General features: G+C 60.9%; 8 protein-coding genes. 5 read left to right on the top strand and 3 right to left on the bottom strand.

The window, feature by feature from the left end; translation table 11 throughout:
- Nucleotides 1-148 precede the first annotated feature (148 nt).
- Nucleotides 149-2,344, bottom strand: a complete 2,196-nt coding sequence (katG, locus tag NKH12_RS28315) for a catalase/peroxidase HPI (RefSeq protein ID WP_352956162.1) — start codon at nt 2,342-2,344, stop codon at nt 149-151.
- A gap of 160 nt (nt 2,345-2,504) precedes the next feature.
- On the opposite strand from katG, the gene NKH12_RS28310 reads away from it, so the two are divergent.
- Entirely contained in the window at nt 2,505-3,413 is a 909-nt protein-coding gene (locus NKH12_RS28310; RefSeq protein ID WP_352956161.1) for a hydrogen peroxide-inducible genes activator, read from the top strand.
- 204 nt (nt 3,414-3,617) lie between these two features.
- On the opposite strand, the gene NKH12_RS28305 is transcribed toward NKH12_RS28310, so the two are convergent.
- Entirely contained in the window at nt 3,618-5,465 is a 1,848-nt protein-coding gene (locus NKH12_RS28305) for an adenylate/guanylate cyclase domain-containing protein (protein WP_352956160.1), read from the bottom strand.
- 708 nt (nt 5,466-6,173) lie between these two features.
- Nucleotides 6,174-6,329 (bottom strand): hypothetical protein, encoded by a 156-nt coding sequence (locus NKH12_RS28300; RefSeq protein ID WP_352956159.1) that lies wholly within the window; start codon nt 6,327-6,329, stop codon nt 6,174-6,176.
- Nucleotides 6,330-6,831: 502 nt separating this feature from the next.
- Between NKH12_RS28300 and NKH12_RS28295 the strand changes: the two genes are divergently transcribed.
- The 4 genes from NKH12_RS28295 to NKH12_RS28280 all read left to right on the top strand — a co-directional run bounded on the left by NKH12_RS28295 (nt 6,832) and on the right by NKH12_RS28280 (nt 11,021).
- Entirely contained in the window at nt 6,832-7,962 is a 1,131-nt protein-coding gene (locus NKH12_RS28295) for a TRAP transporter substrate-binding protein (protein ID WP_352956158.1), read from the top strand.
- Nucleotides 7,963-8,032: 70 nt separating this feature from the next.
- Nucleotides 8,033-8,680, top strand: coding sequence for a TRAP transporter small permease subunit (locus NKH12_RS28290; protein WP_023800366.1), 648 nt, complete (start codon nt 8,033-8,035; stop codon nt 8,678-8,680).
- The gene (locus tag NKH12_RS28285) at nt 8,677-10,098 is read left to right on the top strand and encodes a TRAP transporter large permease (protein ID WP_254027311.1); all 1,422 of its coding nucleotides are present in this window, start codon (nt 8,677-8,679) and stop codon (nt 10,096-10,098) included. Before NKH12_RS28290 ends, NKH12_RS28285 begins: the two co-directional genes overlap by 4 nt.
- 344 nt (nt 10,099-10,442) lie before the next feature.
- A complete protein-coding gene (locus NKH12_RS28280; RefSeq protein WP_352956157.1) occupies nt 10,443-11,021 on the top strand; it encodes a hypothetical protein in 579 nt (192 codons plus the stop codon).
- The last annotated feature ends 249 nt before the right edge of the window (nt 11,022-11,270 follow it).

Raw genomic sequence — 11,270 nt, 5'->3', positions numbered from 1 at the left:
TTTCTCACACCCCCCCTGCCCCCTCCCCCCCCCCACTGCCTCGGCGACAACCACCCCCCGGGCGGGCCGGGCCCCCCCCCTTTCTTATTGAGACTTGAGAAACTTACCGCAGGCGGGAAGCTGTCCGCTCCGGACCTTGGCGCCGAGATCAGGCGAGTTCGAAGCGATCGGCGTTCATCACCTTGTTCCACGCCGCCACGAAGTCGTTGGTAAACTTTTCCTTGGCGTCGGCGGTTGCATAGACTTCCGCTAGGGCGCGCAGCTGCGAGTGCGAGCCGAAGATGAGGTCGACGCGGGTGCCGCTCCACTTGAGCTCACCTGTCGCCCGGTCGCGTCCTTCGAACACGTCCTTGGCGTCCGATGTCGACTTCCACACCGTGCCCATGTCGAGCAGGTTGACGAAGAAGTCATTCGTCAGCGTCTCCCGCCGTTTGGTGAAGACGCCGTGCGTTGACTGGTCGGTATTTGCGCCGAGCACACGCAGGCCGCCGACGAGGACCGTCATCTCCGGCGCCGTCAGCGTCAGCAATTGCGCCCGGTCCACCAGCGCCTCCTCGGGCGACAAACGCTGCCTGCCGCCGAGATAGTTGCGGAAACCGTCGGCGGCCGGTTCGAGCGGGGCGAAGGAGTCGACGTCGGTCTGCTCCTGCGAGGCATCCATGCGCCCCGGCGTGAACGGGACCTTCACGTCGTTGCCGGCGTCCTTTGCGGCCTTTTCGATTGCGGCGCCGCCGCCAATGACGATCAGGTCGGCAAGCGAGACTTTCTTGTCGCCGGACTGCGAAGTATTGAACTCCTTCTGGATCGCGTCGAGTTTCTCCAGGACCTTTGCCAACTGAGCCGGCTGGTTGACGTCCCAGTCTTTCTGCGGCGCGAGGCGAATGCGCGCGCCGTTGGCGCCACCGCGCTTGTCGGAGCCACGGAAGGTCGAGGCGGACGCCCAGGCGGTCGAGACCAATTGCGGCACCGAAAGGCCGGAGGCGAGGATCTTCGCCTTCAGGGCGGCCACGTCCAGTTCATCGACCAAAACATGATCGACTGCAGGGATAGGATCCTGCCACGGCAGCTCTTCCTTAGGAACGAGCGGGCCGAGATAGCGCACGATCGGGCCCATGTCGCGGTGGGTCAGTTTATACCACGCGCGGGCGAAGGCGTCGGCGAACTGGTCCGGATTCTGATGGAAGCGCCGTGATATCTTTTCGTAGGCAGGATCGAACCGCAAAGCGAGGTCGGTGGTCAGCATCGATGGCGCGTGACGCTTGGCTGCATCGTGCGCATCCGGTACGGTGCCGGCGCCCGCGCCGCCCTTCGGCGTCCACTGGTGCGCGCCGGCCGGGCTCTTGGTCAGCTCCCATTCGAAGCCGAACAAATTGTCGAAGAAGTTGTTGCCCCACTTCGTCGGCGTCGTGGTCCAGGTCACTTCCAGGCCGCTGCCTATCGCGTCACCGCCTTTGCCGATGCCAAACGTGCTCGCCCAGCCGAGGCCCTGCTCTTCGATGCCGGCGGCTTCCGGCTCCGCGCCCACCAGCGTCGCATCGCCGGCGCCGTGGGTCTTGCCGAAGGTATGTCCGCCGGCGATGAGCGCGCCGGTCTCCTCGTCGTTCATGGCCATGCGCGCGAAGGTCTCGCGAATATCGCGCGCCGCGGCCAGCGGATCCGGGTTGCCATTCGGCCCTTCCGGATTGACGTAGATCAAACCCATCTGCACGGCGGCGAGAGGGTTCTGGAGGTCGCGTTCGCCGCTGTAGCGCTCGTCGGCCAGCCACTTGCCTTCGGGACCCCAGTAGATGTCCTGTTCGGGCTCCCAGACGTCGGCGCGCCCGCCGGCAAAACCGAAGGTCTTGAAGCCCATCGATTCCAGGGCGACGTTGCCGGTGAGAATCATCAGGTCGGCCCAGGAGATCTTGCGGCCGTATTTCTGCTTGATCGGCCACAGCAGCCGGCGGGCCTTGTCGAGGTTGACGTTGTCCGGCCAGCTGTTCAGCGGCGCGAAGCGCTGCTGGCCGGCTCCGGCACCGCCGCGGCCGTCGCCGATGCGGTAGGTGCCGGCGCTGTGCCAGGCCATGCGAATGAACAGCGGCCCGTAATGGCCAAAGTCGGCCGGCCACCACTCCTGCGAATCCGTCATCAAGGCATGCAGGTCCTTGATCACGGCGTTCAGGTCGAGACTCCTGAATTCCTTGGCGTAATCGAACGCCTCGCCCATTGGATCGGACAATGCGGATTGCTGGTGGAGGACTTGGACATTCAGCTGGTTCGGCCACCAGTCACGGTTGGCCCTGGCAATGGTTGTGTGAACGACCGGGCATTTTCCTGCGCTATTGTCATCGGTCTTTGCGTCCATCGTTCTCTCCGATTTGTGGATTTTCCGGGATTTGTTTTCCGGGATTTGTTGATTTTTCCGGACAGGCTTTGAGCCACGCCATTCTGGAATGGTTCCAGACTAGGCCGCATTGCCGATAAAAACAAATTGCCTTTCCTGTTTGTTGCGATAGGTTTTCCTTATGATTGGTCTCACCGTCCGGCAGATGCAATATTTCGAGGCACTGGCGCAGACGCTGCATTTCGGCCGCGCCGCGAAGCTGGCCGGCGTCAGCCAGCCGGCGCTGTCCTCGCAAATCGCGGAGATGGAGCTGCGGCTGAATTGCCGGCTGTTCGAGCGCGGCGGCAAATCGGTTCGGATGACCGACGAGGCACTGGCCATGCTGCCGCGTATCGAGCGCATTCTTGCCGATATCCGCGAGATCGAGACCACGGCCCGGCGCGGCCGTCCCGCCATGGAAGGACGCTTCCGGCTCGGCATCATCCCGACGGTGGCGCCCTATCTCCTGCCGCATGTGCTGCCGGAGCTGAAACGGCGTTTCCCGGCCTTGCAGCTCGAATTGCGCGAAGCGGTGACGGCGTCGCTGGTCGAGGACACCGCCCTGGGAAAGCTCGACGCCTTCATCGCGGCCCTTCCCCTCGATCAGCCCGGGCTGATCACCGAGGCGCTTTTCTCCGACCGGTTCTTCCTTGCCGTGCCGGCCGACGATCCCGCCTTCGCCTCGCCGCCGGTTCCGCCGGAAAGTCCGGCGCTGGAAAGGCTGATGCTGCTGGAGGAAGGCCATTGCCTGCGCGAACAGGCGCTTGCCGTCTGCGGCAGCGTGCGGCCGGTGGCAATGGCGAGTTATGGCGCAACCAGCCTGACGACGCTGCTGCAGATGGTGGCGCACGGGCTCGGCGTCACGCTCATTCCGGAAATGGCGGCAGGGCCGGCCAGTGGCATGCGCGATCTGAAGATCGTGCCATTCCAGGAACCGATGCCGCAGCGCACGATCTGCCTCGCCTGGCGACGCAACAAGGTCCGGCATGACGAGTGTGTCGAGCTGGCAAAGATTATCCGTGGGCTGGACACGGCGGTGTTGGCGGCGTGAGGCGCATCGTACTTTCCAACGGAAAGTCTGCTGTCGCCCCACATTCAACCGGGCGCGCCCACCGTCAATTTAGGAAAGTTACAATGAAGGCTGTCATCGTCCGGCCGGGGTACGGGATCGGCAGGGACCGAAAACCTTCATGACGAAGCCCTGACACGGACGCACGGATCGCGCCGCGCAGATCGCGTGACGGTTAGGGGAACACTACTTCGCCGGCAATCCCGCCTTGATCAAGTCGGTCACCTGTCGGTCCAGCACATCGTTGCTGACAAAAGTGATTTCACGCCATTTCTCAGCCGACCAACTCGGATCGACCTTCAGTGCCTTCTGGATGTTCGCTTTGGCTTCGTCCAACATCCCCATATTAACGTGGTTGATGGCCTTGATTAGCGGAATGTGCACCACCCAGTCGTCCTGCTCCTCCATGACAGAGGCCGACTCCTGGTATTTGCCGCCTGCCGTCAGTGCCCAGCCCTTGAACCATAAATACAGGTAGGACAAAGCCGGATCGTTCCGGATGCCGAAGTCGGACCAGGAAACCGCCTTTTGCGTATCGCCAGCTCCGATGGCCACATCAGCCAAGACAGCAGCCATGTATGCGTCGCCGGGTGCCATAGCGATTGCCGCCTCTGCTTGAGCCAAGGCCTTCTTGAAGTCACGCTCGACGTGACTTGCATATGCAAGGAGCCAGTTCCCCAATTTCTTCTCCAGGGGCGACAGGTTCGGCTTGGCCATGCCCTCTCTTGCCATCTCGCCCACAAGGCGCAGGTCTTCCTCGGGATTGTTTGACCATCCGTTGACGGCGCGGATGTAATACAGAAAACCCATCTTGAACTTCAGGAGTGAAGAGTCAGGGTATTTGGCAAGCGCCTCTGTCCAGATTTGATAAGCTTCCTCTGCCCCCTCCGGCGTGTTTTGAAGAAGCCTGTCATGACCTCGGAGATAGTAGTCGTATTCTTCCAGGCTCGCAGCGTCCTTGCTCCATGCCTCGTTGTAACGCGAACGCTTTATCTGTCCGGTGTCACTGGCCAGCGCTCCTACGATCTTCTCCGTAACCGCGTCCTGCAGCGCCATCGGGTTGTCTCCCGACTGATCAAACTTCTCCGCCCAGACGTGAGCCCCTGTCTTGGCATTGACAAGCTGCGCGACGATACGGACCTGATCCACGTCCTTCCTTACGCTCCCTTCGAGAACGTAGGACACGTTGAGGTCCTTGCCGATCTGCCGGACGTCTGTGGGCTTGCCCTTGTAGGTGAACGACGAGTTACGGGCTATGACCGACAGATCGGTCGATCTTGCCAGGCCAGCTATAATGTCCTCGCTGATGCCATCGCTGAAATAGCCAAGGTTCGGGTCGCCGCTCATATTGTCAAATGCGAGCACGGCGATCGAGGGAGCACCGGCGGAAGCCGGAGTGCCGAAAAGATCGAAATAGAGCCACGCCCCACCGGCCGTCGCAAACACGGCAATAGAAGCCGCGGCTGCCCACGGCACGTATGGATTTCGACGCCGGGAACGGGACCTGATTTTCGGAGCGCCTTCGATCTTGACGCGGAAGACAGGCACAAGCTCATCGATGTTTTTCATTCGGTGGTTGCCCATAGGCTCGAAGCCGAAATCCAGCTTCTTTTCCACCTCTTTGGCGACTTTGCCCGATACATAAACGCCGCCTGGTTCGGCCATCTGCTCCAGGCGTGCAGCTATGTTGACGCCTTCGCCGTAGAAGTCGTCGCCCTCGATTACCACTTCGCCAAGGTTCACACCGATCCGCACGTTGATGCGGTCGTCTTCGGGAACCGAAGCGTTCCTTTCAGCAAGCCCGCGCTGCAGGGCAACGGCGCATTCGACGGCATCCACAACGCTGGCGAATTCGGCCAGCAGGCCGTCGCCCATGAGTTTGAAGATGCGGCCGTGGTGTCGGGCTATCTCGGGTTCGAACAGTTCCTTGCGGCCGGCGCGCAGGCGTTCAAAGGTTCCCTCTTCGTCAGCCTCCATCATGTTGGAGTAACCGACGACATCGGCGGCAAGTATTGCAGCAAGCTTCCGGTCCATAGCCGGACTCCTCAGCAACAATGTACCACAAAACGGGCAACGAAGCACTCTTTTTGATGAAGTCCGAGGCTATCCCGGGAGCCCCCCGCGACCGCGGGAGAAGGAATTCCTATTCAGTCCGTTTTGCCCGTTTCATGGACTGGAGGCCCTTGCCGGGTGTCCTGAACTCGGTCAACAAGTAGTGACGGAATTTTCACGTCGGGCCGGCCGCCTGTTGCATGCGGACACGGGCAAGGATTTTGCGGCCCTTTGCGACGCCAGTTTTGGAGTGCCCTGCGGCGATTGAGGGTGACTTCCACCAGCAGCCGATTCCAGTCGATCGGTCAGCATGAAGCTCGAAAAAAGCCGTCAGGGCGGTGTCCGCGGCAATTGAAGTATCCTGCTCCAGATATGTGCCCCATTTCATGCCCGGGCGGCGGAGACGGCGGAAAACCGTCCCGTCGCAACGGCCGGCAGCCTCTGCTTCGGTGGACGCCACCCAGGCAGCGAGGTTTTCGTCGTAACGGGAATACTCCGGGTGCGCTCTGCCAGCGGCTCGCGCGGCGACATGACGGCGGAGCGCGTGAGCTTCGCCGTCGATGTCTTTGTGACGCGTGATGAAAGTCACTCAGGCCTCCGCGTCGGCTGCCGCTCCTGCTCAAGACGCTCGGCCTTGACAGCTTCGGCGACGAGGTCCATTTCGTCATCGCCGTCCTCGGCCTGGATCGCCTAGGGCACGATTCCAGCAAAGCGGTTGGCGGGCGTCTCGTTGTCCTGCGCGACAGCATCGAAGTCGGAGGCGACGGATGTCGGGCGCTTTCCTGTACCGCGTCGTTCGTCGTCCGCCTCGCGTACTTCCTTGCCGTACTGACTGAAGAATTCCATGGCGTCGACAATGTCTGCCTCTGGCTTGCTTGCGAGTCTCGCACGCTGATCATCGTCCGGGTGCTAGGCGACGAAATCTGTCAATGACGGATCATTGTTTTCGAGCTTGGCGAGGGCCTGCACGTCGCCTGCGGCGGCTTCGCGGACGAGTCCGGCGATTGGTCAGAGGGTCAGATGATCTCAATCTCCTTTCCAAGCTGCGAGCAAGGGGCCTATGCTTGGGCCTATGCCCCTGTAAACAGGGTCCTTGCGCGGACGGCCAACCCTGGGAATCGTTATGACCGCCTTGGCATGCCGCGCAGCGGTCCTACATTCGTTATGTGGGCCAGATGGAGGATATGCGCCGACTACTAAAAGTCGTCAGAAGCGGAAACATATTGGCGCTTATACCAGATCGAATGTCCGACGCCCCGATGTCACCGGCAGCGAATCTGGTTGCGCAAGGCGCGACTTCGCATATTCTGGTTGTGGCAGAGGAGTTTACAATAAAGGGAGGAATAAAATGTCCGACAAGAAAATCTCGCGTCGCGGGTTCCTGGAAAAGTCCACCGCCATCACGGCCGGCGCGGCTGCAGCGACGACGCTCTCGGCTCCGGCCGTACTGGCGCAGTCGCCGGTCACCATCAAAATGCAGACCTCCTGGCCTGCTTCGGACATCTGGATGGATTTCGCGCGGCTATACATAGAGCGCGTCGAAAAGATGTCGGGCGGCCGGCTGAAGTTCGAGCTCCTGCCCGCGGGTGCGGTCGTCGGCGCGTTCCAGGTGCTGGATGGCGTCAATGACGGCGTCATCGACGCCGCGCATACCGTCCCCGTCTACTGGTACGGCAAGCACAAGGCCGCGTCGCTTTTCGGAACTGGCCCTGTGTTTGGCGGCAGCGCCACCACCATGCTCGCCTGGTTCCATCAGGGCGGCGGCAAGGATCTCTACCGCGAGCTGACGCAGGACATCATGGGCCTCAACGTGGTCGGCTTCTATGGCTTCCCGATGCCGGCGCAGCCGTTCGGCTGGTTCAAGAAGCCTGTCACGACCCCCGCTGAACTGCAGGGATTCAAATATCGGACGGTGGGTCTTGCCGCCGATCTCATGCAGAACCTCGGCCTCAGCGTGGCGCAGCTGCCCGGCGGTGAAATCGTGCCGGCCATGGAGCGCGGGGTTATCGACGCCTTCGAATTCAACAATCCGTCATCCGACCTTCGCTTCGGGTCGCAGGACGTCGCCAAGAACTATATCTTGTCGTCCTATCATCAGGCGAGCGAGTCGTTTGAATTCCTGTTCAACAAGGACGTATTCGAGGACCTTGACGACGATTTGAAGGCCATTCTCGAATATGGCGTGGAGGCGGCCAGCACCGCGACCACCGCAGTCGCCCTCGACAACTATTCGGCCGACCTGCAGAAACTGCAGACCGAGCACGGTGTCACCGTGCACCGCACCTCCAAGGAGATTCTCGACGCACAACTCCAGGCTTGGGACAAGATCATCCCGACGCTGGAGGCGGATGAGTTCATGAAGCGGGTGCTCGATAGCCAGCGCCAATGGGTCGAACGTGTGGTCTACTACGAGCTTATGAATTCAGCCGACCTGACACTGGCATACGAACATTACTTCCCCGGCAAGCTGAAGCTCTAATTCGGGCCTCCGCTTCGGCAAATCCGGCGGTCTTGCCGACCGCCGGATTGTATTTGACGGAACCCAGTAGATGCTCCGCTACATTGCGTTCGCCGATGAACTTTCGGCATGGTTTGGAAAGGTGTTCGCCTGGAGCGTCGTCGTCATGACGCTCGGCGTGAGCTATGAAGTCGTCGTGCGATACCTGTTCAGCGCGCCGACTGCGTGGGCATTCGACCTCAGCTACATGCTCTACGGCACCATGTTCATGATGGCCGGCGCTTACACCTTGTCGCGAGACGGGCATGTGCGCGGCGATTTCATCTACCGTCTGTGGAGGCCGCGCGTGCAAGCGGCGGTCGAACTTGTCCTCTACTTCATCTTCTTCTTCCCAGGCGTCACGGCGCTTATTCTGGCCGGCTGGAAGTATGCCGCACGCAGCTTTCGCTATCTCGAAGTAAGCTCGAACAGCCCGGCCGGGATTCCGATCTTCCAGTTCAAGGCCGTCATCGTGGCGGCAGGCATCCTGCTCTTCGTGCAGGGAATTGCTCAGGTGTTCCGCTGCGTCGTCTGTCTACGAACCGGAACATGGCCGCGCGCGGCTGAAGATGTGGAAGAGACCGAAAAGGTGCTGATGGAAGCCAAGACGCTCGATGTTCTGCATCACGGTTCGGAAGCAGTCGACCTCCCATTCCTCCACCCCGACAATCAACCCGACCGCGACGGAGAAGACAGATGAGCGATCCTCAGGTCGCCGTCGCGATGCTGCTCATTCTGGTTCTGGCGATCTTCCTTGGCTTCCCGGTTGCGTTCACTTTGATGGCGCTCGGGGTCGCCTTTGGCTACTACGCTTATTTAAATCCGGGACGGATGTGGCGCGCCTACGAACGGGCGGTTGAGGATGGCGCCGACGGCTGGACGCTTACGGAGCATTGGATCGGCGGCTTCTTCAACAACCGCATTTTCGATCTGTTTGTGAATCAGACCTATTCTGTGATCTCGAACGACGTGCTGACCGCCATCCCGCTGTTCCTGTTCATGGGCTACATAGTTGAGCGGTCCAATATCATCGAGCGCCTTTTCGGCACCCTCTATATCGCCACCCGGCGCGTTCCCGGCTCCATGGCCGTCGCCGCCCTCATCACCTGCACCCTTTTCGCCACGGCCACAGGCATCGTCGGCGCGGTCGTCACACTGATGGGCCTGCTGGCGTTTCCCGCCATGCTGAAGGCGCGGTATGACATCAGCTATGCCTCGGGAGTGATCTGCGCGGGCGGAACCCTCGGCATCCTCATTCCGCCGTCCATTCTGCTCATCGTCTATGGCGCGACGGCGGGTGTTTCGGTGGTCCGCATGTATGCGGCAGCCCTGCTTCCAGGACTGCTGCTTGCCGGCCTCTATCTGATCTATGTGGTGGCGAAGGCGGTGCTGCAGCCGCAGGTGGCGCCGAAGCCGACCCGAGACGAGGTAGGGCACTATTCGGCCCTGCAAATCAGCTGGATGCTGCTGACTTCCTTCGTCCCTCTGGCGGTCCTGATCCTCGCGGTGCTCGGCGCTATTCTCTTCGGCCTCGCCACGCCTTCCGAGGCTGCCGCCATCGGCGCGCTCGGCGGCGTCGTGCTGGCCGCCGCCTACCGGGCCCTGACGTGGCAACGCCTGAAGGAGTCCGTCTATTTGACGGCGCGCACGACTGCGATGGTGTGCTGGCTGTTCGTCGGCTCCGCGACCTTCGCCTCGGTGTTTGCCTATCTGGGAGGCCAGCAACTGATCAGCGATTTCGTCACCGGCCTCGACATGTCGCCGCTGATGTTTCTGATCGTCGCCCAGATCATCATCTTCATCCTGGGCTGGCCGCTGGAATGGACCGAGATTATCGTGATCTTCGTTCCGATCTTCCTGCCGCTGTTGGCGCATTTCGAGATCGATCCGCTGTTTTTCGGCGTGCTCGTCGCGGTCAACCTTCAGACGGCCTTTCTGTCGCCGCCCATGGCGATGTCGGCCTACTACCTCAAGGGCATTTCGCCGCCGCATGTTCAGCTTTCGGATATTTTCCGCGGCATGATGCCCTATATGCTGATCGTTATCCTGTGCATGGTCATCATCTACATCTTCCCGCAGATCGTGTACGGGCTGCCCAACCTGATCTACGGAGGCTGAGACGAGGATGCCGCGGCGAGTGGAGGACAATAGATGAATTTGAGCCGCTTCCTGGCCGTCTTGGCGTTTGTTGCCTTTCTGGCGTTTTTCGGCGTCGTAATCCGGTTCGTCCCGCATCCCGATCTAGGCGTTGCGGTCGGCATCGGCGTCCTCCTTGCGGGCTACGATCTATGGAGCCAGCTGAGGTCTCGCGCGAGGTAATAGCTGGATTGGGGCGGTCGCGGGGAAGCTGCATGGCTGCAGCGTCGATGCGGGCGAAGGGCCGAACCGTCCGCTCGGCGTGAGAAACATCAACTTCAATCAAATCCTCGTGAATTGTGCCGAACGCCCGGAACCGCCGACGCGTGCCCGGCATTGGTTTTGCGGATGAGTCTGCGTCCAGAACAAGGAGCAGTGTTATGGCTTACCGTGATTACATCCATACGCCAGTGACGCCGCGCGACATCCGATGGGGACTCCAGCAGGGTGCCGTCGCGGGCATTGTCGCAGGCCTCGTCTTTGCGGCGTTTGAAATGACGGCGAGTGCGTTCATGATGGGGGCGGAAGCGTTCTTCACGCCCCTGCGCATGATCGGCGCCATCGCGCTTGGACCGGAAGCTCTCGATCCCGGCTACCCGCTCCTGACGGCCAGCATCGCTGGCGTGATCGTGCATTTGATCCTCGCCATCGTCTATGGGATCGTGTTCGGGGAGATTGTCGCAATGCTGCGAGGGCGAGCAGCCTTCATTGGTCTCGGCAGCATCTTTGGCCTCGCCTTGTGGCTCGTCAATTTCTATGTGATCGCGCCGATCGCATTCCCCTGGTTTCTGCAAGCAAGCCCGGTCGTGCAGTTCATTGCCCACACATTCTTCTTCGGTACCGTCCTCGGCTGGTTCCTGTGGAAATCGCACGAGAGAAGCGGGCTCGAAGGACCGGCGGTTTAGCCTTGCCAGCACCGACCTGGCGCCAACGGGTTGAAGCGGAAGAGACAGCGGTGATCAGCGGCGCTTCTGCTGCCATCGGGGGTTACTGAATATGGATGTCATCCCTGCAAGTGAAGCGCTCTGCGTCACCAGCCCCAGCTTCTCGACCATAGCACACTCTAGGTGGTGTGGACTCTTAGGATTCCCTTTTTGACCGTAGCATGATTCAAGACTGCTTTTGGAGGCAGCCTTGGGTGTAATGGATCGGTT

It is taken from the genome of Mesorhizobium sp. M1322 (assembly GCF_040318085.1).
GTDB lineage: Bacteria > Pseudomonadota > Alphaproteobacteria > Rhizobiales > Rhizobiaceae > Mesorhizobium.
The sequence above is the reverse complement of the archived record's forward strand: the minus strand, read 5'-3'. Positions and strand labels throughout refer to the sequence as shown.

What these genes read in the sequence shown, in the direction of transcription:
- katG (WP_352956162.1), bottom strand. Translation starts at nt 2,344, where the DNA reads ATGGACGCAAAGACCGATGACAATAGCGCAGGAAAATGCCCGGTCGTT.
- NKH12_RS28310 (WP_352956161.1), top strand. Translation starts at nt 2,505, where the DNA reads ATGATTGGTCTCACCGTCCGGCAGATGCAATATTTCGAGGCACTGGCG.
- NKH12_RS28305 (WP_352956160.1), bottom strand. Translation starts at nt 5,465, where the DNA reads ATGGACCGGAAGCTTGCTGCAATACTTGCCGCCGATGTCGTCGGTTAC.
- NKH12_RS28300 (WP_352956159.1), bottom strand. Translation starts at nt 6,329, where the DNA reads ATGGAATTCTTCAGTCAGTACGGCAAGGAAGTACGCGAGGCGGACGAC.
- NKH12_RS28295 (WP_352956158.1), top strand. Translation starts at nt 6,832, where the DNA reads ATGTCCGACAAGAAAATCTCGCGTCGCGGGTTCCTGGAAAAGTCCACC.
- NKH12_RS28290 (WP_023800366.1), top strand. Translation starts at nt 8,033, where the DNA reads ATGCTCCGCTACATTGCGTTCGCCGATGAACTTTCGGCATGGTTTGGA.
- NKH12_RS28285 (WP_254027311.1), top strand. Translation starts at nt 8,677, where the DNA reads ATGAGCGATCCTCAGGTCGCCGTCGCGATGCTGCTCATTCTGGTTCTG.